Here is a 21,837-nt window from a genome sequence, read left to right as displayed (position 1 = left end):
GATGAGTACGGACGACCCCTCAGGCGAAGGCGAATCGGCACCCGCATCGGCGATGCCGGGGATACCGGATCTCGACGATCCGCGCCCCAGCACGCCGTTGACGGAGGATTTCAACACCGGCACGGCGAACGACCCCGACGTCGGGACGCGCGGCGAGGAGATGACCCACCTCACGGTCGACGGACAGTCCATCGCCGTCCCGCCGGGGTCGACGCTGATCGAGGCGATGGAGGCGGTCGACACCGAAGAGGACGTTCCGGCGCTCTGTTACTACGATCGCGACACCGAACAGGGGGACAACGTCGGGCCGCGCAGCGAGTGTCGGACCTGCATGGTCGAGACCGACGAGTACGGACTCGTCCCCTCCTGTAGCTTCCCCGCGGAGGAGGATCTGACCGTCCGCACCGACGACGCGGACGCCGCCGAGGCCCGCGACGTCAACCTCGATCTCGTCCTCTCGAACCACAACCTCCGCTGTACCACCTGCGGGAAGAACGGCCGCTGTGAACTGCAGGACACCTCGATCGAGCACGGCGTCGAGGAGCCGAGATACGGCGTCTTCGAGGAGCGCGACGAGTACGAACCGCTCGACGACACCTCCTCGGTCATCCAGATCGACCGCAACAAGTGTATCCTCTGTAACCGCTGTGTGGAGGCCTGCAACGACGTGCAGGTCGAGGGCGTCCTCCGCATCGAGGGGCAGGGGCAGGACACGCGGATCGGCTTCCAGTCCGACGTCGATACGATGCAGGAGTCGACCTGCGTCTCTTGTGGCCACTGTGCGACCGTCTGTCCGACCGGGTCGCTCGTCGAACAGGGACTCGTCGACAGCGCGACCATCCCGCTGCCGGGGTTCAACCAGGAGAACTCCATCGGGAAGGTCGTCGAAGGAGAACGCGCAGAGACGGTCGACGAGGCGGACGTCCCCAACTGGGGACAGTCGTCCGCGGAACGGGCGAGCGAAGTCGACGTCGACGCCGACCAGTCGGGCGTCGCTCGGTTCATGGCGAAGGCCAAACAGCGCGCCAAAGACGCGGGCGACCGACTCGTCGACGAGTCGCTGAAACAGGCCGAACACGTCTCCGAGAAGATGGCCTCCGAGACGCTCACCATCGGCCAGATGTTCGACATCGCCGAGGTCGTCAGCGACGCCCGTCTCGGTCGCATCACCAAGGCAGAGACGACCTGCAACTACTGTGCGGTCGGCTGTCGGTTCGAACTGTACGGGAAGGACGGCGACGTGCTCGGCGTCCGCCCGGCGGACCCGGAGGCGACGCCCGCAAACGACTTCTCGACCTGCGTGAAGGGGAAGTTCGGCTACGACTTCGTCGACAGCGACGACCGCCTGACGACGCCCCTGATCCGAGAGGGTGAGGAGTTCCGCGAGGCGAGTTGGGAGGAGGCGTACGACCGCATCTACGAGGAACTCTCCGCCATCCGCGAGGAGCACGGCGGGGACGCAGTCGCCGTCACCTCCTCCTCGAAGTGTACGAACGAGGAGAACTTCCTCAACCAGAAGTTCGCCCGACAGGTGTTGAACACGCCGCACGTCGACAACTGCGCACGCCTCTGTCACTCGTCGACGGTGACGGGTCTGCAGCAGACCGTCGGCTACGGTGCGATGACCAACCGCATCAACGAGGACATCGGCGAGACCGACTGCTATCTCGTCACCGGGTCGAACACCACCGAGAGCCACCCGGTGTTGGCGACGCGCATCAAGCAGAACGTCCGCGACGGCGCGGACCTGTTCGTCTTCGACCCACGGAAGGTCGGCCTCGCGGAGCACGCCACGCAGTACACCCGGACGAACCCCGGCGAGGACATCGCGTGGATCAACGGGATGATCCGGTACATCATCGAACAGGACCTCCACGACGTCGAGTTCATCGAGGAGCGGACGAACCACTTCGACGACCTCGAAGAGAAGGTCGACCCGTTCACCCCGGAGAAGGTCGAGGAGCTCGCGGGCGTCTCCCCGGAGGAACTGACGACCGCCGCCGAGACGATCGCGGAAGCCGACACCTGCATCTTCGGGTGGGCGATGGGGATGACCCAGCACGCCCACGGCACGCGCAACGTGCTCGCGCTGGCCAACCTCGCGCTCGTGACGGGCCACATCGGCAAACCAGGGGCCGGACTCTCGCCGTTCCGCGGCCAGAACAACGTGCAGGGCGGCGGCGGCGACATGGGTCCGGCCCCGCACAACCTGCCGGGGTATCAGGACCAACTCGACGACGAGGTCGCCGACAAGTTCGCCGACGTGTGGGGCGAACGGCCGCCCCAGGAGATCGGCCTGCGCCTCCCCGAACAGTACGACGCCATCGTCGAGGGCGACATCGAGGGGATGTACATCATGGGCGAGAACCCGGTGCTGTCGGAACCGGACATCCGTGGCGCCGAACACGCCCTCGAAGACCTCGACTTCCTCGCGGTGCAGGATATCTTCCTCACCGAGACCGCGGAGTTCGCCGACGTCGTCCTACCGGCGGCGTCGGCCGCCGAGAAGAGCGGCACGTTCACCAACACCGAGCGGCGTATCCAGCGGGTCCGTCCCGCCATCGAACCGCCGGGCGAGGCCAGAAGCGACCTGCGCATCCTCTGTGAGCTGGCCGAGCGCTTCGGCTACGAGTGGGAGTACGACTCGCCGGCCGACGTGATGGACGAGATCGCCGAACTCGTCCCCATCTACGGGGGGGTCAGCTACGACCGCCTCGACGAACACACCGACGGGATACAGTGGCCCTGCGAGGACGCGGACGACCCGGGGACGCCGTATCTCTACGAGGAGGAGTTCAACTTCGACGACGGGAAGGCGCGGTTCGTCCCGGCGGACTACGCTGGCCCGGTGGAGATGCCCGACGAGGAGTACCCGCTGATGCTCACCTCCGGGCGGGTGCTCTATCACTGGCACACGGGGACGATGACCCGCCGGACGCAGGTCTCGATGGACCACGTCCCGGAGAGCTACGTCACCATCCACCCGGAGATGGCCGAGCAGCTGGGTGTCGAGAACGACGAGTACGTCCGCGTCAGCTCCCGCCGTGGCGACATCGTCGTCAAGGCGAACGTCGAGGACGTCTCGGACCCCGGCGTCGTGTTCATCCCGATGCACTTCGCGCAGGGGGCGATCAACGAACTCACCCAGCACGAACTCGACCCCGACTCGTTCATCCCCGAGTACAAGGTGACGAGCGTCCGCATCGAACCGCTCGGTCCCGACCCGGACGCCGATCCGCTCCCGGTCGAACCGCCGACCGGCGAGATCGAGGGGCGACCGGACGAGGGAACGGCAGACGACTGAGAGGGGTTCTCGTCGTCGGCCGCGAGACGAGAACAGCGGCGGCTCCTCGAACGCTCGGGTACAAAAAACCGACCACCAGCTGGCTGTCAGTCGTCGCCGGGTTGAGCCGTCGGTTCGACGTCCACGTCGACTCTCGCGGCCGACGCCTTGTACTCCGGAATCTTGGCGACGGGGTCGAGCACGTCGTTCGTCAGCTGGTTGATCGGCGAGTCGGCGAAGTGGGGGGTCGACCAGAGGATTCCCTGCTTCACGTTCTCGTTGACGTGCGCCTTGACGACGACCTCCCCACGCCGCGAGACGAGCTTCACGTACTGTTCGTCCTCGATGCCGAGTCGGTCGGCGTCCTCGGGGTGGACGTCGACGAAGTTCTCGGGCGTCCGCCGCTTCAGCGTGGGCGAGCGCGTACTCATCGTGCCGGTGTTGTAGTGTTCCTCCAGCCGGGCCGTCGTGAGCACGAACGGGTACTCCTCGTCGGCCACCTCCTTGGGCGGTTGGTGCTCGACGCCCCGCAGCTTCCCCAGCCCGTTCGCCGTCTCGAACGTCTTCTGGTAGAGATACGGGTCGCCCTCGTCGTCCTCGTCGTAGCAGGGCCACTGCACTCCCTCCAGTCCGAGACGGTCGTAAGTCATCCCGTGGTAGATGGGCATCACCTGCCGAATCTCCTCGAAGACCGCTTCCGGCGTGTCGAACTCGAAGCCGTCGCCGAACAGGCGGGTGCCGACCTCCGTCAGGATGTCCAGGTCGTGTCGGGTGTTGCCGGGGACGCGCGTCGCCGCACGCATCCGCTGGACGCGGCGGTCGGTGTTGGTGACGGTGCCACCCCGCTCGGCCCACGACGTGGCGGGCAGCACGACGTCGGCCAGTTCGGCGGTCTCGGACATGAAGATGTCCTGGACGACGATGAACTCGAGCTGTTCGAGTCGCCGTTTGACCTCGTTGGCGTTCGGCTCGCTGATGATCGGGTTCTCACCCATGACGTAGAGGCCGTGGACTGTCTCGCCCGCGGCCTTCGAGATCTCCACGTTGGACAGCCCCGGCGTCGTCGGCAACTCGAACCCCCACACCTCCTCGACCTCCTCCCGTTTCTCGTCGTCGTCGATGGGGATGTACCCCGGGAAGGTGTTGTACATCGTGCCGACGTCGCAGGTTCCCTGGACGTTGTTCTGTCCTCGGAGCGGGTTCACCCCGGTTCCGGGGCGGCCGAGGTTCCCCGTCGCGAGTGCGAGGTTGATGAGGTTCTGGACGTTGTCGGTGCCGCAGGCGTGCTGGCTCATCCCCATGCCGGTGAAGATGGCAGCGTTCTCCGCAGTGGCGTACTCCTCGGCCGCCCGCTGGATGTCCTCGAGTGGGACGCCGCAGATCTCGGCCGCCTCCTCGCTGTCGAACTCGTCGAGCGTCTCGACGAGGTCCTCGTACCCCTCGGTCCGCGCTTCGACGAACTCCTCGTCGACCCAGTCGTTGTCGAGAATCGTCTTGAGGACGACGTTCAGAAGCGGGATGTCGGTCCCGGGTTTCAGCTGCAGATGCAGGTCCGCGTCGCGAGAGGTCTTGTTCACGTGGGGGTCGACCTGCACGACGAACGCATCGTCCAAGATCGCCTGCCGGAAGTACTGACTGTGGGCGATGGGATGCTGTTCGGCAGGGTTGGCTCCCTGAATCCAGAACACGTCGGCGGCCTCTCGCAGGTCCTGCATGCTGTTCGTCATCGCACCCATACCGAGGCTCTGTCTGAGCGCGGCGACCGTCGACGCGTGACACATGCGGGTACAGTTGTCGACGTTGTTGGTGCCGTATCGACGGGCCAACTTCTGGAGCAGATAGTTCTCCTCGTTCGTGCACTTCGAGGACCCGAAGAACCCCATCGCGTCGGGGCCACGCTCGTCACGGATCCGCTGCATCTCGTCGGTGATCCGTTCGAGCGCCTCCTCCCAGGTCGCTTCACGGAACTCGCCGTCCTCGCGAATCAGCGGGTCCACGAGGCGCTCCTCGTGATCGACCACCTCTGTCGCTGCGCCCCCCTTGATGCAGAGAGCACCCTTGTTGACCGGCGCTTCGAACCACGGCTTGATGTTTACGTCCCCTTGCTCGTCTCCTTCGTGAAGTTTCAGTCCGCACCCGACACCACAGTACGGACAGATCGTGTTGACGCCCTCCTCGGATTTCTCACTCATAGTTTTCGTGTCATCCTCAGCTCGTTTGCGGCATTTTCCATCCCAGATTCGACGGTCGGTGGAACCATCGAACCGAACGTCGTTACTCGTGGTAACAGTTAACAACTGGCGCGCGACGAGTTGAAGGTTACGCCGAACCTCGCCGAGCGGGAACGACATCGGTTCCGGCGATCTCTCCTTTATGTGGTCTCGGACGCTATATCGGCCCGGACGGGGAACGACGGAGCCGAGGTGAGCGGTGCCGACTGCCCTCGCCACTCCGGACGGCGTCCGAACCAAGAGATGAAACTGGATAGAGAGCTCGTACTCGAGAAGAGTCGCGAGTACGAACGGCACGAACCCCTGTATCTGGTCGAACAGGAACGGCTCGAAACGTTGCCCGACGCGTTCGAGAGTGGGACCGTCGTGTGGAAGGACGTAGAGTGGGTCGTCCGGTGGTACTACCGGCGGTATCTCGGCGCGTTCTCACACCGGACGCGCGAGTCGGTCGAGCGTCGGTTCAAGCAGAACGACTGGGAAGTCGTCAGAGAGACGCTCGAGTCGGTCGCCGAGACGTCGGACACCACGGAGCGAGTTCGACGGCTGACGGAATTGTCCGGCGTGTCGGTGCCGGTCGCGTCCGCGTTTCTCCAGTATACGAATCCGACCGAGTACGTCGTGGTCGACGACCGCGTCTGGTCGGTGCTCCATCGGGCGGAGACCCTCCGGGACCCGTACCCCGACCCACCGTCGGTGGCAGCGTATCTCACGTACCTCGAGCAGTGTCGGTCGTTAGCTGCCGACTTCGACGTCGACCTCCAGACCCTGTATCGTGCGCTGTGGCGACTGGCGAAAGAACGGCCGGAGTGACGACCACGGGCGCACCGACTCTCCGCTCGGCGTGTCGGGAGATATCACACCACCGACACGCTCTTTTCGTCACCCGCCGTCGCTCGGTTATGAGCGACACCGACGACGCGGCAGCCGTCGACTACTACGACGTGTGGGCGGAGTTCTACGACGCCGAGCATCGGGAGTTGCAGAACGACATCGACTTCTACGTCGACCTCGCGACCGAGGTGGACGGTCCTGTGCTCGAAGTCGGGTGTGGCACCGGCCGGGTCTACCTCGAACTGCTCCGGGCGGGCGTGGACGCCGACGGCATCGACCTCTCGGCGGGGATGCTCGAGCGACTCCGCGGGAAGGCGCGAAGTGAGAACCTCGACCCGAGCGTCCGACGGGCCGACGTCACCGACTTCGACGCCGACCGCGAGTACGCGCTGGTCGTCGTCCCCTTCCGCGCGTTGCTCCACCTGACGAGTCTCGACGAGCAGCGAGCGGCGCTCGGGTGCATTCGAGAGGCGCTCGCGCCGGACGGCCGACTCGCGTTCAACGTGTTCGCGCCGGACTTCGACGTCATCTGCGAGTACGACGAACCACAGGAGACGACGTTCGAGCACGACGGCGAGGAGTACCGGATGGTCTCGGAGACGACGTTCGTCGACGAGATCGAGTGCATCACCCGCGAGCACCGCCGACTGTACGACGAGGACGACGAACTGGTCGCCGAACAGTCGTTCGATCTCCACGTCGCCTTCGAGCGCGAGCTCGAACTCCTCTTGGAGGTGGCGGGGTTCTCCGAGTGGACCGTCTACGGCGGGTTCGACTACGACCCGCTCGAGTCGACCGACCAGGAGATGGTCTGGGTCGTCGAGCGGTAGGGCAGAGGCTACTTTTCCTCCCCGCCCGAACTCCCGTCCATGCGCTCAGCAGTCGTCATCGCCGGGGGGCGCTCGACCCGCTTCGGCGACGCCGACAAGGCCGTCGCCCACCTGGCGGGGACGCCGATGATTCGCCGTGTCGCAGACCGTCTCGCGACCGTCGTCGACGAACTCGTCGTCAACTGTCGGGCCGACCAGCGGGCGGCTATCGAGGCGGCGATGGCCGACTACCCGCTGCCCGTCCGGTTCGCGCTCGACGACGACACCGACGAGGGGCCGATGGCCGGAATCGGCACTGGCCTCGCCGCCTGCGAGGGAGCGTACGCCGTCGTCGTCGCCTGCGACATGCCGTTCGTCGACCCCGACGTGGTCACGTATCTGTTCGAGCGGGCGGAAGACGAGGGCGTCGACGCCGCGGTGCCGAAGCTCGACGACGGCTGGTATCAGACGACGCAGGCGGTGTATCGAACGGAGGCGATGGCGACCGCCTGCGAGAACGCCCTCGCCCGCGGCGACCGAAAGGTGATCGCGCCGCTCGAAGAACTGGAGTGGCTCGTCGTCGACGAGACAGCGATCGACGCACACGGGAGCCTCGACACGTTCGAGAACCTCAACACGCGCGAGGAGTTCGCCGACGCACAGTCGCGGTTCTGAGTCGGGCCGTCTCGACGTTCCGACTACTGCTCGCGTCGCTCGTTGTACTCGACTTGGTGACCCGTCTCTTCGTGATGATCGAGCGCCTGCGAAGACATCTCGGCGACGTCGTCCGTCGTCACCGTCCACGTGCACTCTTGACAATCGTAGCCAGTGGTTGACACACGTGATACATCCGCACGGACCCGATTAAGAGCCGTGCCCAAAAGGATTGGGTGTCGATCTGTCGACACTGTGGCGCGAGCGGCGCGAACGCCCTCGAACGGCTCGCTCGAGCTACTGGACTACGTCGACCAGCGGGTCGTCGGCGTTCATCTGCGCGAGCACGACCCGCGGGACGTCGGCGCGTTCGTGGACGCCGGCGGCGATCTCGCGGCCGACCGCCTCCAACTCGTCGTCGTCGACCATGTTGACGAGCGGGACGACCGTCGCACGCGGCGGCACCTTCTTCCGACCGCCCTCGCGACTCGCCAGCACCGCGGCGACGTCGTCGGCCTCGACGGTGTCGCCGACGTCGAGACCCGTGACGGCCGCGACGCGTTCGGGGCGGTGGACGTACTCCTCGGTGAGCGGTTGACCGACGACCTTCGCGCTGGCGATGGGGAGCACCGTGTCGGCCATCGCGGGGATCCGGGGTTCGCGCTCGTTCGGCGCCTTCAGCCATCGCGTGCGGGCACCGTCGGCCTTCACGAACACGGCGTCGGCGTGGCCGCTGGCACGGATCGCCGTCACGAGCGCCGGGTCGTAGCCGCGATAGCGGTCGTCGCGTTCCTGTTCGGGGACGAGACCGAGCGGCCAGGCGTCGTTCGCTCGGAGCGCCTCGACCGGTTCGTCGGTGACGACGACGCGTGCGACCTGCTCGTCGAAGATGGGGATACGGACCGTGGCGGTGACGACGCCGCGCGGGACTCGTCCCGCCAGCGAGTAGAGCGTCGTCTTCTTGCCACCCGCGCCGACGACGCAGACCATCCCCGACTCCGCGGCGAGTGCCTCGACGATGTCCATGCGTGGACCACTCTCCGAGCGGGCAAAAAGGGTCGCGTGTCGGAGGGTCGGACAGTCCGCGCAGGTAGTCGTCGCGGGCGGTCAGCCCTGTTCGAGTCCGAGTCCCAGCGCGTCGAGGTCGACGTGTTCTGCGACGAGGGCGGCCGCGCGATCGTACGGCGACCCGGCTGCCTCGGAGCGGTCCGTCGGACGCGCGCGACCGGCCGCCGCGAACGTCGCGTCGAGGAACGCGTCGCGAGCGACGCGGTTCTCGAACAGACCGTGGAGGTACGTCCCGAGGACGTCTCCCGCCGCCGCGCCGAGCGCCGCGGTCTTCCTCGTCGCTGTCGCCGCCGTGTCGTCGTCGCCACTGTGGCCTCCGTCGCCGTCGTGGCCTCCGTCGTCGCTGTCGTCGCTGTCGTCGCTGGGGCGGCGAGCGAACGGCGTCGCGACCGCCGCCGTCGCTCGCGTCCGCCCGGCGTGGATCTCGTAGCCGTCGACCAAGCCGCGGGCACCCGCGAGCGGCCCGCTCCCGTCGAGCGTCCACGTCGCCTCGGTGACGCGCTTGGTCGGGTCGAACCGCGTCTCGACTGGGAGGAGGCCGAACCCGTCGACCGTCTCGTCTGTCCCCGTCCCCTCGACGGCGGCGTTCGTGAGGCGCTCGCCGAGGAACTGATAGCCGCCGCAGAGGCCGACGACCGGCCCGTCGAACGCGCGGAGCGTCTCGTCGAGTCCGGCGTCGCGGCACGCCAGCAGGTCGTCGACGGTGTTCTTCGTCCCCGGGAGGACGACGGCGTCGGCGTCTCGGAGGTCGGAGTCGAGCGGGACGTAGGCGACGTGGACGCCCGGTTCGGCGGCCAGCGGGTCGAGGTCGGTGAAGTTCGAGATGCGCGGGAGTCGAGGGACGGCGACGGTCACCGCCTCTTCGGCCGGGACGCCGTCGTCGCCGACGCCCGACCGCTCGCCGACCGGCGGGAGCGAGACGCTGTCCTCCGCGGGGAGGCCGGGGTCGTCGTAGGGGAGCACGCCGAGGACGGGGACGCCGGTTCGCTCCTCGAAGGCGTCCAGCCCCGGTTCCAGGAGCGAGGCGTCGCCGCGGAACTTGTTGATCACCGCGCCGACCACCTGCTCGCGGAGATCCGCGGGGAGCAGTTCGAGCGTGCCGACGAGGCTGGCGAAGACGCCGCCGCGTTCGATGTCGGCGACGAGGAGGATGCCGACGTCGGCGCTCCGCGAGTTCGTCGCTCCGCCGCGAGTCGACGACGAGTCGCGCGAGAACCGTGCGGTCTCGACGTTCGCCAGGTCGCGGTCGTGGAGGTTGATCTCGGCGATCGAGCCCGCACCCTCCGCGACGACGACGTCGTGGTCGGCCGCGAGTCGAGCGTGGGCGGCCGTCGCCGCCTCGTGCGCGTCGTGCCAGTGGTCGTCGTAGTAGCGCCCCGCCTCGAACTGTCCCACCGCGACGCCGTCGACGACGAGTTGTGACTCGCCGTCGCCCCGCGGCTTCAGGAGGACCGGGTTGTGGTCGGTGGTCGGCCGAACCCGTGCGGCCCGTGCCTGGACGTACTGAGAGACGCCCACTTCGCCGAACGCGGGCGACTCCTCTGTGCCGTCTCCGTCGCTGTCGACGACAGCGGACGCACGCGGCACCGCCCGAGCGTTGTTGCTCATGTTCTGGGCCTTGAACGGTGTGGCCGAGACGCCCCGGTCGGCGAGATGTCGACAGAGCCCTGCGACGACGGTACTCTTGCCGACGTGGCTGGCGGTGCCGGCGACGAGAAGCGTCTTCGTCATCACCTCGGAGTCGGACGGCTACCTATCTAAAGACGTTCGTCGGCGTTTGTGTGTAATGCTACCAACACACATGGATAAGTGAATGCGACGGGAACTAGCTACGCATGAAAGCCCGAGAGAAACCGAAGTTCGAGTCCACGGTGGGAAAGCAGATCTACGACTACGTCGAGCGCAACGGGGCGGTGAAAGCGACGGAGATCGACGACTACGTCAACACGAACCCCGAGGAGTTCCGTCACCAGTTGGCGCTGTTGAAGCGCGACGGCTACCTCGAGGAACACGAGGGGAAACTCCGCCTCGCACTCGAAACGGGGACCGCAGAGCAGTACGCGACTGACGATCTCGACTTCGTCATCCGGCCGGCCCGCGAGGAGGATCTGTCGGGTATCATCGGCGCCATCCGGCAGGTCGCCGCCGAGCGAACGTACATCGTCGCCGAGAGCGTCGCCGAAGCGCTCGACCACGAGGGAGCGCTGCTCAGACACAACGAACGGGAGTCGCGGGTGTTCTTCGTCGCAACCGTCGACGACGAGGTGGTCGGGTGGGCACACCTCACCGTCCCCGAGTTCGAGAAGCTCAGACACACCGCCGAGCTCACCGTCGGGGTACTCGAGGACTACCGCGGCAACGGTATCGGTAGCCACCTCGTGCAGCGCGGTCTCGAGTGGGCGCGAAGCAACGGATTCGAGAAGGTCTACCAGAGTCTCCCCGCCACCAACCAGGACGCCGTCAGCTTCCTCGAGTCACAGGGGTGGGAGACGGAGGCGATCCGGCAGAAACACTACAAGATCGGCGACGACTACGTCGCAGAACAGATGATGGCGTACCTGTTTTGATTTAGAACTCCGTCCCCTTCCGAGCGCGCTGGCCCGTCTCGAAGGGGTGCTTCTCCTTCTCGACCTGTGTGACGAGATCCGCGACGTCGTCGAGGTAGTCGGGTCGGTCGTGGCTCCCGGTGAGAACCAGTTCGAGACCGTCGGGCTTCGACCGGATCAGGTCGAGCACGTCCGCCTCGTCGAGCAGACCCATCGAGACGGCGTAGAGCAGCTCGTCGAGGATCAGCATGTGGACGCCGTCTTCGGGGTCGCCGTCGAGCGCGAGCGGTTTCGTCAACTCCGCCTCGCCCGCCGCGGCGACGAGTTGCCGTGCCCGCTCGAAGCCGGCGGCGGCCTGTGCGGCGTGGTCGTCCTCGTCGCTCCCGTCGCGCATTCCGGCCCACCCGTAGTGGCCGAGGTTCTCGTAGCTGATGCCCGGGACTGCGGCGATGGCGTTGTACTCGCCGCGGACGTCCTCGACGCTGTCCGCCCCACCCTTCATGAACTGCAGCAGGTGGACGCGATAGCCGTGACCGGCGGCGCGAAAGCCCATGCCGAGTGCGGCCGTCGTCTTCCCCTTGCCGCCGCCCCACCACGCCTGCACGAGACCGAACGCCTCGGGCGCGGCGGGTTCGATGGCGCGGGCGTCGGGTCTACGCCCCTTGCCGGGCGTGTTCCGGCGAACGTCGTCCGGGGTTTGGTGATCGTCTGTCGGTGCGTCGTCGGTCGTCGAGTCGTCGTCACTCATGGGTTGTCCAGTCGAGGTAGAGCGCGGCGCTCCACGAGAAGCGGTCGCTCCCGCGGCCCGCACCCGTCTCGGGGTTGAAGTACTCGCGGAACCCCTCGCGTTCGAGGAGTTCGAGGCTGTCACCTTCGATCCGGTCGGCGAGGTCGACCGCGCCGTAGCGCCGCAGGCCGTCGGCGAGCAGCCAGTTGACGTTCGTCCACACCGGGCCGCGCCAGTAGCGGTCGTAGTCCATCTCGGGGCCGACGTAGGAGGGACAGGCGTAGTCGTACGTGAGGAAGTTCTCGCGCAGGTTCTCCCGGAGGCGGGCGAACTGCTCGTTCGTCGGAACCGCGCCGAAGACGCCGACCAGTCCCGCCACGGAGTTCACTCGGAGCGGCCGGTCGCCGACGCGGTCGTAGGAGACGAACGTCCCCAGCTCCTGGTCCCACAGTCGCTCGCGCATCCCGGCGCGACTGTGTTCGGCCTGTCGCCGCCACTCGTCGGCCTTCCGCTGGTCTCCCGCACTCGCGTAGAGCGTGGCGAGGTCGTCGCAGGCGCGGACGAAGATCGCGTTCGTCAGTGCGTCCTCAACGAGGAACGGACACGCCTCGCGGAGACGCGCCTCGTCCCAGCCGAGCGCCCTCCCCTGGCGGACGAGCGCGACGTAGCGGTCGTAGTCCCAGTCGGTCGGTCGCTGCTCGGAGAGGTCGGCGGACTTGCGGTCCTCGCGGACGTAGTCGAGGTCGTCGGTTATCTCCTCGGGGGCGAACGACTCGAGGACGGGCACCCACGCCGGCGAGTCGTCCATCCCCGTCGCCCACGGGTGGCGGACGTAGACGGTGTCGCCGTCGAACGACCGCTCGTCGACCCACCACGAGAGATGTCGGTCCAGCCGGGGGAGCAGTTCGTCGCGGAACGCGTCGTCGCCGGTGGTCTCGTAGACGTGGCGGGCCGCGGGGACGAGCATCGGCGGTTGGGTGATCCCACTCGTCTGCACCGCGTCGGTGCCGGCGTCCCACTCCTCGGGGCCGGGGAAGTAGCCCTCGGCGTCGGCCCAGAAGGCGATCTGCGGTACCATCCCGTCGGGCCACATCGCGTCGAGTAGCGTTCGTAGCTCCCGTTTCGCCGCGGCCGGGTCGACGTGGGCGAGTCCGACGGCGACGAACGCCGAGTCCCAGTTCCACTGGTAGGGGTAGAGCGTCGCCGAGGGGATGGTGTACCCCCCGTGACGGTTCTGTCGGAGCACGTCGACGGCCTCCTCTCGTCGGTCGGTCATGGGACTCTCTGGCACGCAACGCCAGTTCGTCTTTTCGGTCGGTGGCGCATCACAGCTCCGCGACGAAGCGGTCGAACGCGCCGCTCGCGGCGTGGACGTGGGCGTAGGTCCCTAGCGTCCGGTACTCGGTGAGACCGTCGCGCTCGCCGTCGACCCCCTTCCCACGCACCACGTCGAAGGCGAACCGGGCGTCGGCGCCGACGTCGGCCTCGGAGTAGTGGAACTCGTGACCCCGGAGCGTCGTCCCCGCGTCGGCGGTGAGCGTCCCATCTCGACTCGTCAACTCGACGTGGTCGAGCGCCTGATGCCGGTCCGTCATCCGGACGTCGGCCGGGAGCACGCCCGCCATCTCGACCGTCTCGCCGTCGGCCGTCGTCAGCGACTCGGCCAGCGCCATCAGTCCGCCGCACTCGCCGAGGACCGGGAGCCCTTCGGCGGCCCGGTCGGCGAGCGTCGCGAGCGCCGGGCTCGACGCCAGCGTCTCGGCGTGGAGTTCGGGGTAGCCGCCGGGGAAGTAGACGCCGTCGCAGTCGGGCAGGTCGTCGCCCGCAGTCGGCGCGAAGGGGACGACGGTCGCCCGCGCCCGGAGTCGCTCGCGCGTCGCCGGATAGACGAACCGGAAAGCCGCGTCGTCGGCGACGGCGACGCGGGGACGGGCGTCCGCGTCGCTTCCGCTCTCGCTCTCGCGCCCCTGTCGACGGGAGTCGCTCGTCGGGACGCCGTCGGGTGTGGTCGCCTCCCGCGAGGCGTCGAGCAGGCGGTCGACGTCGAGACAGTCGGCCGCCGCGTCGAGCGCGTCGGGCGTCGGCGACGACTCCTCGCCGAGCACGAGTCCGAGATGGCGCTCCGGGATGGTCAGCTCCTCGCGCGGCGGGATGCGACCGAAGTACGTCAGCCCGTCGGGGAGTGCCGACGCGATCCCCTGCTCGTGTCGCCCTCCGTGGACGCGAGTCGCGATCACGCCGGCGACGTCGACGTCGTGGCCCGTGTGGGCGGCGTAGCGCGCGAACCCGACCGCGGTGGCGGCGACGCTCTCCATCCCGGCGCTGCCGTCGACGACGAGTACGACCGGGAGGTCGAGTAGTTCGGCGACGCGGGCGGTCGACGTATCGGACTGACGACCGTCGGCGACGCGGGCGGTCGACGTATCGGACTGACGACCGCCGGCGACGCGGGCGGTCGACGTATCGAGTTGCGGATCCGCCTCGCGGTCCCCGGAGCCGTCGTACAGCCCCATCATCCCCTCGACGACGCAGACGTCGCCGTCGCCGCGGGCGTAGTTCTCGCGGAGCCCGTCGGCCCCCTGCAGCCACGGGTCGAGCGTCCGCGACGCGCGCCACGTGGTGGCGGTGTGGTGACTCGGGTCGATGAAGTCGGGGCCGGCCTTCGCCGGTTGGACGGTCCGGCCCTCCCGCTGGAGCGCGCGACAGAGCGCGAGCGTCGCGACGGTCTTGCCGACGCCCGAAGCGGTGCCGGCGACGACGAGACCCCTCACTGTCTCACCTCGAATATCATTGCAGATTGGTTACTGCAACTGTACTTTAATTCGACGGTCCGACTCGCGACACCGCCGCTCGGTCGTCGGTGACGACGCCGTACTCGGCGTCGGCGACGGAGTCCGGCGGATCGACCTCGGCGTACCGCGAGTCCAGCGACGCTGCCAGCGCGTCGCGGACGCAGGCCCGCACGGCGGCCCCGACCTCGGTCGCGCTCCCGGAGAAGGCGGCCTGCTCGCCCGCGGGGTCGCAGGCGGCGACGACGGCGTCGGTGGTCGTCCCGGTGAACCCCGTCGTCGCCAGCAACGTGGCCGTCTTCGTCTCCGCGGCGACGGTGAGGAGGTTCGCGAGCGCGCCGGGGGCGAGCGATCGGGTGGTGCCGACGACGACGTTGACGGTGCCGACGGGTCGGTCGTCTCGTGGCGAACTCTCCGGCGCGTCGTCGGTCGCGGCGGTGTCGGGCTCCAGCGGCAGCGTCGCCGGGTTGGAGACGCCGGCCGTCACGACCGCCTCGACGGGGCCGAGTCGGGCGCGGCGTGCGTGTCGCTGGTCGACGCCCGTCAGCAGCGTCGGCCCCGGCTCGTCGAACCCCGCCCGGCGGCGGCGCTCGCGGACGTACTCGTCGAGGTCGGTCTCGGGCCACCCCTCGGGGACGGTGACGTTGTAGGCGGCGGGACCGCCTGACTTCCCGCCCGCGTATCCAGTCGAGAGCCACCGCGTCCCCGCACGGGAGAGGCGGCAGACGCCGTCGCGCACCGTCGTCTCGAACACGGTTCCTAGACGTCCCGCAGGGCGTCGAGCAGTCTGTCGTTCTCCTCGGCGCGCTTGACGGCGACGCGGACGTGCGAGTCCAGCCCGCGGAACGTGGTCGCGTCGCGGATGGCGACGCCGCGTTCACGGGTCGTCTCGACGACGGTGCAGACGTCGCGGTCGCCGACGTCCAGCAGGAGGAACGGCGCGCCCGACTCCCGGACGTCGAACTCGTGGGAGAGGACGTCCCGCATCCGGGTGCGTTCGCGTTCGATCCGCTCGCGCGTCTCGGCGACGAACTCCTCTTGCTGCATGCAGTAGGCTCCCACGTCGGCGGCGGGGGTGCTGAGCCCCCACGCCGGGCGGGCGGTCTCCAGTCGCTCCCGCAGGTCGTCGCTCGCGACGGCGTAACCCGCCCGGAGCCCGGGCAGTCCGAACATCTTCGTCAGCGACCGGGCGACGACGACGCCGCGCATCCCGCCGATGGAGGGCGAGTCGGTGAAGTCGAGGAACGCCTCGTCGACGAGCAGCGTCGTATCTGATCGTCTACATCTCTGGGCGAACCACTGCAGTTCGCCGGGGTCGTAGAGCTTCCCGGTCGGGTTGTTCGGGTTGCAGACGACGACGACCGAGTGCGGTTCGGGGTCGACGTCGAGCACCGAGTCGGCGTCGACGAACTCGACCTCGCCGCCCTGCAGTCGCACCTCGCGGGCGTACTCGCCGAAACTCGGGGCCGGGACGGCCACCGAGTCGCCCGGGGAGACGGTGACGCCGAGCGCCAGTCGGATGGCGATGAGCCCGCCCGCCGTCGGGACGACGTGTGCCGGATCACAGCCCGAGTACTCCGCCGCGGCCGTGCGGTACTCTGTGTAGTCGTCGGTGTGGTACCGACTCGACGCGGCGAACGCGGCGTCGTACACCGCCGTCACACCCCGCGGACGTGCGGGGTTGATGTTGGCGCTGAAGTCCAGTATCCGGGCGTCTGCGACCCCGCCGTGAGGAACGTGTTCGACGTCGGGGAGGGCTTCAGGGTCCATTGTGCGCAGAGAGACGGGCGATTGATTCAAGCGTTGTGGCTGCAACGTCGGTTAGCACGCCAGCACGGTCGGCGAGCGCGAGCGCACCGCCCATCCCGGCCCCCTCCTTCGCGACCCCGGCGGCGTACTCGGACAGCCCCGCGTGGTCGACGGCGTCGAACCCGGGGTCGCTGACGGTCACGTCGAGGTCGAGTTCCCCCGCCGCGACCCGCAGATCTGGGACGCTGTCGGCGACGTAACTGGTCGTCGCCAGCGAGAGCGGCGCCTCGAAACCGGCGTGGCGGACGAGCGCGGCGGCCGCGATCATCTGCGTCCCGCCGCCGAGGACGACCCGCGTCCCCGACTCCAGCGCTCCGACGGTGAGCCCCGAGACGACGGCGAGCACCGGGTCGCCCACTCGCCGGACGGCAGTCTTCGGTTCGTTCGCCGCGTCGCCCGGTCGGAGACCGCTCGCTTCGAGTCCGTCGACGACGACCTCCTCTTTCAGCGCCAGCGGGTTCTCCGGCAGCGACGAGGAGACCGACCACTCCTCGCCGAGCGCGCGGAGGACACCGAGTGCGGTCGTCGTCCCGCCGGGGACGGTCTCGCCGAGGACGACCTCTTCGTCCGGAAGCTTTCGGCCGTACTGGCGGGCCGCCTCGAACGACCCCGGCGCGGAGGGGACGGGGTCCCGTTCGCGGATGTCGTCACCGGGACGAGCGCCGACGGTCACGGTCGGCGCACCGGTCGGGACGCGCAGGCCCCCGTCGACGGTGACGACGTCGAAACCCACGAGTTCGCGGGCCGCACGGGTGACGAGCGCCGGCGTCGGACAGCCGTTCGGACTCGTCGGCACCTCGGGTGCGCGCACCACGTCGCCGTAGGTGAGCAGTTCGGCGTCCGCGCCCGGCGTGTGGACGAGCAGGTCGTTGTCCGCACCGGCGGCGCTGATGCCGTCTATCTCGGCCGTCGCCGTCGATCCGGCGACGAGGATCAGTCGCACAGCGCCTCCGCTAGCTCTCTGTCCGCAGGTCGGTTCACGTTCACACTGAGTCGGACGTCGTGACTGAGGTACAAGTGGTCGTCGCTTCCCGCGACGATGTTCAACCCGGTCGGTGCGAGTTCCCGTCCCTCGCGGTCGAACGACGTGTCGACGCTCGCACCGAGCCGGCGTTTGACGACCGCGGGGACGCAGACGGTGAGCGAGGGCGGGTCGTCGCCGTCGCGCTCGCTGCAGGCCGCCTCGAACTCCGCCAACACTCGGTCGACCACCCCGGGTGCGAGCAACGGGAGGTCGGCGACGACGGTCAGGACGGGCGCGTCGCAGCCGACCCGGTCGAGCGCCTCTCCGAGGTCGGCGACGTACCCCTCGCCCGCCGCGTCGACGACCGACTCGTCGCTCCCGAGGCGGTCGACGAGACGTCCCCGCGTCGCCGGTGTGTGCGGGGAGACGACGGGATGTATCTGCCCAGTGGGACTGTCCTCGAGCGCGTCGAGCACGCGCTCGACCATCGACACGCCGTCGACCTCGACCAGCGGCTTCTCGACGTCGCCGCCGAGTCGCGTCCCGCGGCCGCCACACATCAGAAGTACGTCCACCCGACCACCCCCGCGTGCAGCGCGACGACTCTGGCGAGTTCGTTGGCGGTCCCGAGCACGTCGCCGGAGACGCCGCCGAGCGTCCGGGTGGCCCACCACCCGACGCCGAGCGCGACGAACGGGGCGACGGCGACCGCGGCCAGCGCACTCGGCGCGGCCGGACCGGGGACGAGCACGACCGGCAGCGAGAGCGTGAGAACGGGGACGATCCACCAGCCGTCGACCCCCTCGACCAGCTGCGAGCCGAGCCCCTCGTGGGGAGCGCTGCCGACGCAGACCAGGAGCGCCATCGCGGTCTTGGCGGCGACTTCGGCGGCGACGACGACTCTGACTGCCGGGAGCGCACCCCACCCGCTCGTGGGGAGACCGAGCGCACCCAGCGCGAGCGCGACGACGACGAGGACGACGGCGAGCGTGCCGCCGACGCCGGTCTCGGAGTCTTTGAGGACCGCCATCCGCCGGTCGGCGTCGCCGTGGACCGAGACGGCGTCGCCGACGTCCGCGAGCCCGTCGGCGTGGGTGATCCCCGTCACCGCGTAGAGCGCGAGCAGGTAGCCCGCGACGGCGGCGTTGAGCGGTAGCGGCGGGACTCGCGGGAGGACCGGGAGCGCCGATAGGAGGGTCGGACCGAAGAGCGGGAGCGCCGCGAGCGAGCCCACCAGATACCCCACGAGCGGGAAGACGACCGGCGTCCGGCGGAAGGCGTCCCAGCACGTCTCGTCGCCGCCGACGGGGAGACGCGTGAGGAACGCGACGCCGCCGCGGAGCGCGCTCAGAACCACGCGACCACCCCGGCGAGCGCGACGGCCAGCACGCCCGCGCCGGCGACGATCCGGACGCCGCGTTCGGCGTCGGCGACGGTCGGTAAGGGGTTACCGGCGTTCAGTCGGTAGTGACCGGCCTTCTCCAGTCGGACGTCGAGAGCGACGGCCAGCGTCGCCATCGGCCACCCGGAGTTCGGCGAACTCGGAACGCGGGCGTCCTCACGGGCGCGGACGAGCGCCGTCGGCGCACCCGCCGCGAGCGCGACGAGGAGCGCGCTCAGTCGTGCCGGGAGCCACATCACCGCGTCGTCGAGGCGGGCGGGCGCCCAGCCGACGGGTTTCGAGCGGTAGCCGAGCATCGAGTCGAGCGTGTTGACCGCCTTCACCCACGCCGCCGCGCCCGCGGCGAGCGACAGCGACAGGGGGGCGAGGAGTGCGAACCCGAACAGCGGGGCGACGAGGCCGTCGGCGAGGTTCTCAGCGAGGCTCTCGACGGCGGCACTCCGGACCTCGCCCGTCGACAGCGCGGCGGCGTCTCGCCCCGCCAGCGCACGGAGCTCGTGTCGGGCCGCGGCGAGATCCCGCTCGGTCAGGGTGACGACCTCGCGGGCGGCGTCGAGCAGCATCCGCAGGCTCGTCGTCGCAAAGAGGACGAGTCCGGCGAGCACCGTCGCGACGAACGGGTGGAGGGCGGCCGCCGCGTCGACGACGCTCCAGACGACGAACGCCGCGAGGAAGGGAAGACCGAGGGCGACGGCGAGGCTCATCACTCGGGGGTTCGCCCACTCCGCGTCGAACGGTTCGACGAGCCGTCCGAACCAGACGACCGGATGCAGTCGGGCTGGCGGCTCCGCGAGGAGTGAGTCGAGCCCCGCACCGAGGACGACCGCGACGGTCGCCGTCAGCGGCATCGACCCCCCCGCGTCGCCAGCCACTCGGGGAACGCGGTCGGTGGAACGTCGGCGACGTCGACGAACGTGCCGCCACAGTCGGCGACGCCGCCGTCCGTCTCGGGGTCGTCGCCGACGTGGATCAGGTCCTCGACGGCCACGCCGAGCGCGCCCGCGACCGTCGCGAACGCGTCCGGGTGTGGTTTGCGCCAGCCGCAGGCGACGCTCGTGGTGATCGCATCGAAGTCGTCGCGGCCGACGTCGGCGCGGACGAGCGTCCGCCCGACCAGTTCCGGGACGGAGCAGTTCGAGAGGAGGCCGACCGGACCGTGGGCTGCGGCCGCGTCGACCGCCTCGCGTGCGCCGGGCCGCGTCGTCACCTCGGGGTCGAACGCCGCGACGACGGCGTGACGGGGGGCGTTGTTCGGCGCGTCGACGTCGCGACTCGCGAGGGCGGCGCTGACGTGGGCGGGGAGGGGAACTTCGGCCCCGTCGGGCGCGTCGATGTGGACCTCACGGTAGGCGTCGTCCCAGTCGGCCGGGACGGGGACGCCACGGGCCTCGAGTTCGGCGGCGACTGCGGCCGCGGGGTCGTCGGGGTACGACACGTCGACGAGCGTTCCGAACAGGTCGAACGAGACTGCCACTGTCCTGTGATTAGTCAAAGTGGACTTGAAGATAGTGGTCGTCGGACCGCTCAGGCCGTCAGCGTCTCCTCGAGGACGCGGAACCAGTTGTCGTAGGCGATAGCCTCCAGTTCCGTCTCGTCGAACCCCCGAGATCGAAGTTCGTCGAACAGGGCGGGGAGGCCACGGACGTCGCCCAGCGAGTCGGGGATCGTCGCGCCGTCGAAGTCGGAGCCGAGCGCGACGTGCTCGGGGCCGAGGCGGTCGGCGACGTACTCGACGTGATCGGCGAGCACCGACAGCGGCGCGTCGGGGTCGAACGCGCCGTCCGGCCGGAGCGCGCTCACGCCGAAGGTGATACCGACGACGCCGCCGGCGTCGGCGACGGCGTCGAGTTGGTCGTCGGTCAGGTTCCGCGAGGAGGGACAGAGCGCGTGGGCGGCAGTGTGGGTGACGACGAGCGGCGCGTCCGACAGGTCGGCGACGTCCCAGAACCCCCGTTCGGTGAGGTGTGCGCAGTCGACGACGATGCCGAGGTCGTTGCAGGCGCGGACGAGGTCGCGGCCGGCGTCGGTCAACCCCGGACCGATGTCCGGCGAGGCGGGGTAGCGGAACGGGACGCCGTGACCGAAGGCGTTCTCGCGACTCCAGACGAGGCCGATGGAGCGGACGCCGGCGTCGTAGAGGTCGGTGAGGTTCGAGAGGTCGGGGCGGACGGCCTCGGCCCCCTCCAGATGGGGGAGCGCGACGAGCGACCCCGCCTCGAAGCAGTCGCGGAGTTCGGCCGCCGTCCGAGCGACGCGGACCGTCCCTGCGGCGTCGGACTCGATGGTCGCGAGGAGAGCGAGCAGTTCGTCGGTGACGGCGGCGGCGTAGTCGGGGCGGACCGGCGGCGAGTAGGGGACCTCGTAGCCGTCGTCGGTCGGGACCGGATCGAGGTCGCCCTCGCCGGGGACGAACAGCGCGAAGAAGCCGCCGCCGAACCCGGCCTCCTGCGCCCGCGGGAGGTCGAGGTGGCCCCGCTCGCTCGCCTCGAAGAACGACCGGTCGCCGCTCCGGTCGTTCAGCAGATCGAGTAGCGTGTCGTTGTGGCCGTCGAAGACGAGCGGTGAGGTGCGTACCATGGGAGACGAAGCGCTACCGCTCTCTGGGGTCGACAGCCACCTCAACGTTCCGTCCGCCGGGTCGGCTCTTCGGCCCATCGAGGACGTGGCGACGGGTGACGGGGACGGTTACGGCGCGCCTCGCCGCTGTCGACGCCACCGACCCAC

20 protein-coding genes are annotated in these 21,837 nt (G+C 69.2%); 5 read left to right on the top strand and 15 right to left on the bottom strand.

Annotation, left to right across the window (positions count from 1 at the left end; translation table 11 throughout):
• Position 1: 1 nt before the first annotated feature.
• Entirely contained in the window at positions 2-3,304 is a 3,303-nt protein-coding gene (gene fdhF / locus EOHIBHHM_RS04020) for a formate dehydrogenase subunit alpha (RefSeq protein ID WP_497254875.1), read from the top strand.
• Positions 3,305-3,390: 86 nt separating this feature from the next.
• Here the strand turns inward: fdhF (EOHIBHHM_RS04020) and fdhF (EOHIBHHM_RS04015) are convergent, their stop codons facing one another.
• Positions 3,391-5,475, bottom strand: a complete 2,085-nt coding sequence (gene fdhF / locus EOHIBHHM_RS04015; RefSeq protein WP_497254873.1) for a formate dehydrogenase subunit alpha — start codon at positions 5,473-5,475, stop codon at positions 3,391-3,393.
• 282 nt (positions 5,476-5,757) lie between these two features.
• Here fdhF (EOHIBHHM_RS04015) and EOHIBHHM_RS04010 point away from each other — a divergent pair, with 282 nt between their 5' ends.
• From EOHIBHHM_RS04010 to mobA, 3 genes are all read left to right on the top strand, one after another.
• Entirely contained in the window at positions 5,758-6,324 is a 567-nt protein-coding gene (locus EOHIBHHM_RS04010; RefSeq protein ID WP_497254871.1) for a hypothetical protein, read from the top strand.
• Between the two features lie 89 nt (positions 6,325-6,413).
• Positions 6,414-7,175 carry a class I SAM-dependent methyltransferase gene (locus EOHIBHHM_RS04005; RefSeq protein WP_497254869.1) on the top strand — a complete coding sequence of 254 codons (762 nt, stop codon included), beginning with the start codon at positions 6,414-6,416 and terminating at the stop codon, positions 7,173-7,175.
• 39 nt (positions 7,176-7,214) lie between these two features.
• A complete protein-coding gene (gene mobA / locus EOHIBHHM_RS04000; RefSeq protein ID WP_497254867.1) occupies positions 7,215-7,829 on the top strand; it encodes a molybdenum cofactor guanylyltransferase in 615 nt (204 codons plus the stop codon).
• A gap of 23 nt (positions 7,830-7,852) precedes the next feature.
• Here the strand turns inward: mobA and EOHIBHHM_RS03995 are convergent, their stop codons facing one another.
• The 3 genes from EOHIBHHM_RS03995 to EOHIBHHM_RS03985 all read right to left on the bottom strand — a co-directional run bounded on the left by EOHIBHHM_RS03995 (position 7,853) and on the right by EOHIBHHM_RS03985 (position 10,607).
• Positions 7,853-7,993 carry a hypothetical protein gene (locus tag EOHIBHHM_RS03995; protein ID WP_497254865.1) on the bottom strand — a complete coding sequence of 47 codons (141 nt, stop codon included), beginning with the start codon at positions 7,991-7,993 and terminating at the stop codon, positions 7,853-7,855.
• A 112-nt stretch (positions 7,994-8,105) separates the two neighbouring features.
• Positions 8,106-8,834 carry a selenium cofactor biosynthesis protein YqeC gene (gene yqeC / locus EOHIBHHM_RS03990; RefSeq protein ID WP_497254863.1) on the bottom strand — a complete coding sequence of 243 codons (729 nt, stop codon included), beginning with the start codon at positions 8,832-8,834 and terminating at the stop codon, positions 8,106-8,108.
• An 81-nt stretch (positions 8,835-8,915) separates the two neighbouring features.
• Positions 8,916-10,607, bottom strand: coding sequence for a cobyric acid synthase (locus EOHIBHHM_RS03985; RefSeq protein ID WP_497254861.1), 1,692 nt, complete (start codon positions 10,605-10,607; stop codon positions 8,916-8,918).
• Positions 10,608-10,711: 104 nt separating this feature from the next.
• Between EOHIBHHM_RS03985 and EOHIBHHM_RS03980 the strand changes: the two genes are divergently transcribed.
• On the top strand, positions 10,712-11,443 hold the full coding sequence (locus tag EOHIBHHM_RS03980; RefSeq protein WP_497254859.1) for a GNAT family N-acetyltransferase: 732 nt from the start codon (positions 10,712-10,714) through the stop codon (positions 11,441-11,443).
• Position 11,444: 1 nt separating this feature from the next.
• Here EOHIBHHM_RS03980 and EOHIBHHM_RS03975 read toward each other — a convergent pair whose 3' ends face one another.
• The 11 genes from EOHIBHHM_RS03975 to EOHIBHHM_RS03925 are packed head-to-tail and all read right to left on the bottom strand — an operon-like array spanning position 11,445 to position 21,690.
• Positions 11,445-12,170 carry a cob(I)yrinic acid a,c-diamide adenosyltransferase gene (locus EOHIBHHM_RS03975; protein WP_497254857.1) on the bottom strand — a complete coding sequence of 242 codons (726 nt, stop codon included), beginning with the start codon at positions 12,168-12,170 and terminating at the stop codon, positions 11,445-11,447.
• Complete coding sequence (locus tag EOHIBHHM_RS03970; protein ID WP_497254855.1) at positions 12,163-13,425, bottom strand: amylo-alpha-1,6-glucosidase; 1,263 nt, start codon at positions 13,423-13,425, stop codon at positions 12,163-12,165. Before EOHIBHHM_RS03970 ends, EOHIBHHM_RS03975 begins: the two co-directional genes overlap by 8 nt.
• A gap of 49 nt (positions 13,426-13,474) precedes the next feature.
• Positions 13,475-14,920, bottom strand: coding sequence for a cobyrinic acid a,c-diamide synthase CobB (locus EOHIBHHM_RS03965; protein ID WP_497254853.1), 1,446 nt, complete (start codon positions 14,918-14,920; stop codon positions 13,475-13,477).
• A gap of 46 nt (positions 14,921-14,966) precedes the next feature.
• Positions 14,967-15,692, bottom strand: coding sequence for an adenosylcobinamide amidohydrolase (locus EOHIBHHM_RS03960; protein ID WP_497254851.1), 726 nt, complete (start codon positions 15,690-15,692; stop codon positions 14,967-14,969).
• 5 nt (positions 15,693-15,697) lie between these two features.
• Positions 15,698-16,708, bottom strand: a complete 1,011-nt coding sequence (cobD, locus tag EOHIBHHM_RS03955; protein WP_497254849.1) for a threonine-phosphate decarboxylase CobD — start codon at positions 16,706-16,708, stop codon at positions 15,698-15,700.
• Complete coding sequence (locus EOHIBHHM_RS03950; protein ID WP_497254847.1) at positions 16,698-17,690, bottom strand: nicotinate-nucleotide--dimethylbenzimidazole phosphoribosyltransferase; 993 nt, start codon at positions 17,688-17,690, stop codon at positions 16,698-16,700. The genes cobD and EOHIBHHM_RS03950 overlap by 11 nt, the downstream gene beginning before the upstream one ends.
• Positions 17,681-18,286: an NTP transferase domain-containing protein gene (locus EOHIBHHM_RS03945; RefSeq protein WP_497254845.1), complete on the bottom strand. Its 606-nt coding sequence runs from the start codon at positions 18,284-18,286 to the stop codon at positions 17,681-17,683. Before EOHIBHHM_RS03945 ends, EOHIBHHM_RS03950 begins: the two co-directional genes overlap by 10 nt.
• Positions 18,271-19,068 (bottom strand): adenosylcobinamide-GDP ribazoletransferase, encoded by a 798-nt coding sequence (gene cobS, locus EOHIBHHM_RS03940; protein WP_497254843.1) that lies wholly within the window; start codon positions 19,066-19,068, stop codon positions 18,271-18,273. The genes EOHIBHHM_RS03945 and cobS overlap by 16 nt, the downstream gene beginning before the upstream one ends.
• On the bottom strand, positions 19,059-19,961 hold the full coding sequence (gene cbiB / locus EOHIBHHM_RS03935) for an adenosylcobinamide-phosphate synthase CbiB (RefSeq protein ID WP_497256904.1): 903 nt from the start codon (positions 19,959-19,961) through the stop codon (positions 19,059-19,061). The genes cobS and cbiB overlap by 10 nt, the downstream gene beginning before the upstream one ends.
• Complete coding sequence (locus tag EOHIBHHM_RS03930; RefSeq protein WP_497254841.1) at positions 19,952-20,587, bottom strand: HAD family hydrolase; 636 nt, start codon at positions 20,585-20,587, stop codon at positions 19,952-19,954. Before EOHIBHHM_RS03930 ends, cbiB begins: the two co-directional genes overlap by 10 nt.
• A gap of 50 nt (positions 20,588-20,637) precedes the next feature.
• Positions 20,638-21,690 (bottom strand): dipeptidase, encoded by a 1,053-nt coding sequence (locus EOHIBHHM_RS03925; protein WP_497254839.1) that lies wholly within the window; start codon positions 21,688-21,690, stop codon positions 20,638-20,640.
• Between the last annotated feature and the right edge of the window lie 147 nt (positions 21,691-21,837).

It is taken from the genome of Halogranum roseipondis, assembly GCF_059695585.1.
Note: the sequence above shows the minus strand (reverse complement) of the source record. Positions and strands in the feature narration are given on the sequence as shown.